Source organism: Belnapia arida, from assembly GCF_016773205.1.
In the GTDB taxonomy this organism is placed as follows: Bacteria; Pseudomonadota; Alphaproteobacteria; order Acetobacterales; family Acetobacteraceae; genus Belnapia; species Belnapia arida.
Genome location: NZ_JAETWB010000128.1, coordinates 1 through 1,902, shown reverse-complemented (window position 1 = coordinate 1,902; position 1,902 = coordinate 1). Strand labels below are relative to the sequence as shown.

1 protein-coding gene and 1 pseudogene are annotated in these 1,902 nt (G+C 68.5%); one reads left to right on the top strand and one right to left on the bottom strand.

The annotated features are described in order from the left end of the window. Positions 1-186 precede the first annotated feature (186 nt). Complete coding sequence (locus tag JMJ56_RS32995; RefSeq protein WP_202836099.1) at positions 187-1,404, bottom strand: IS110 family RNA-guided transposase; 1,218 nt, start codon at positions 1,402-1,404, stop codon at positions 187-189. A gap of 268 nt (positions 1,405-1,672) precedes the next feature. Here JMJ56_RS32995 and JMJ56_RS32990 point away from each other — a divergent pair. Next, positions 1,673-1,828: pseudogene (locus JMJ56_RS32990) on the top strand (integrase core domain-containing protein); the annotation flags it as partial. Positions 1,829-1,902 lie beyond the last annotated feature (74 nt).

Here is a 1,902-nt window from a genome sequence, read left to right as displayed (position 1 = left end):
CTGCCATGCCTTCGAGTTCGCCTGCGCCGAGCTCGATATCGAGCACAGGCTGACCAAGCCTCGACACCCTTGGACCACGGATGAGTTTGAACAGCTCCTTTCTGCGTCCTGTGCTACTTTTCTCCAGCGCATGGGTGACCGCGTGGCGAAGAGCGGGGCTTGGAGGTGAGAGCCCCGCCGCGCAGCCTATGGTCGCTCCTCCGTTGCGGCATCCATGCGCGCCCGTCGCGGCCCCCTTGGCTGCCAGCCTTTGGTGAGGCGCTCGTAGGCGGCCTCGCCTTCGGCCGCTCCGCGTCGTTCCGCTTCACGTGTCCCGGCCTTGTTGTAGGCGTGTGCGGCGCCACGCTGGCCGCGACGTGAGGGGTGTCCCGCCCGGAGCTGCAGGTCGCGCAGCTTCTTCGCGTGCAGTGCTGGCCTGCCCCAGGTGTAGTCCTTGCCGTCCCGCAGCATGTGCCAGACGATGACTGCGATCTTCCTCGCGGTCGCGACCGCGGCCACGTGCTGACCGCGGCGGGCTGCGATCCGCAGGAAGAAGGCCCGGAGCGGACCAGGGGCGCGCGCCGCGGCCCAGGCCGCCTCGACGAGCATGCCGCGTGCCTGGCCGCGGCCCTGCTTCGTGATCCGCCCGTGCCGGACCGGGCCATCGCCGGACTGGTGGACGCTCGGGTTCAGGCCGAGGTAGGCGACGAGCCGCTCGGGTGCGGCAAAGCGACTGACATCGCCGATAGCCGCGGCCAGACCGACGGCGACCACCATGTCGATCCCGGGCACTGTCATCAGCCGTTTCACAACCTCGTCCTCAAGCGCACGCCGGGCGATGTCGCGTTCGACGCCGCTCAACTCCTCGCCGAGACGATCGAGCTCGCGGACATGCCGCTCGACGGCAGCCCGCTCGTCTTCGGGCAACCACTGCCCCGCCAGCCAGCCGCGCCCGGCCTTGCCGAAGAGATCGGCGTGCGGGCAGGGCGGGACGAGGTGGGCGTGCAGGATGGACTGCACGATGTTCTTCAGCCGCGTCCGCTGCCGGACCAGCTGGGTGCGCCGCGTCACCTGGCGCCGCATCGCCTCGGTCCGCGCATCAGGGACCCAGACCTCGGGCAGGAAGCCGCTGGCGTAGAGCTGGGCCAGTACGGCCGCGTCGATCTTATCGGTCTTGACCTTGGCGTCCGCGATCAAGCGGACCTGCTTCGGATTGGCGATGATGACACGGCCAACGTGGGGCGAGAGCACCTCGACCACGGCCGCGGCGTTGCCTGTTGCCTCGACTACGACGTGGTCGTCATGGGTCAGCGTCGAGCGGGCGAACGCCTCCAGCCGGTCGCGTCGCATGTCGACCCGGCCGAGCCGGGTCAGCACCCCGTCCAACAGCGCCACAACCTCGGCAAAGACGCGGTGGATGTCCATTCCGATAACGCGCATGGCGCCACCTCCTCCTGGCTTGTGGTGAGAAGGCGGGAGCTGGCGGGCGACACGATAACTACGGATCCGCGCTCGCAGCGCATCCGGGCAGGTCGCAGGGGCGGCCAGATAACGAGCTCGAGCTCTCAGCTCATGTCTATTCGGACGGCCTGCCCGCACTTGCGTGCTCCCGGTGCCCCGTGTCCCGGATGGTCTCACCATAGCCCAGTCCCACACGGAACCGGCAGGACATCGCGGCACCACCGCCTACATGCCGGATAACGGCCAGGTCGAGCGCATGAACCGCACCATCAAGGATGCCACCGTCAGGCGGTTCTACTACGAGAGCCACGACCAGCTGCGTCAGCACCTCGCCGACTTCGTCGCCGCCTACAACTTTGCCCGTCGGCTGAAGACCTTACGCGGCCTTGCCCTGTCGCGAGGCTCACGCGGGAGCACCGAGACGGACGAGGCGCTGAAGGTTGTAGGTGAGCCCACGCAGCA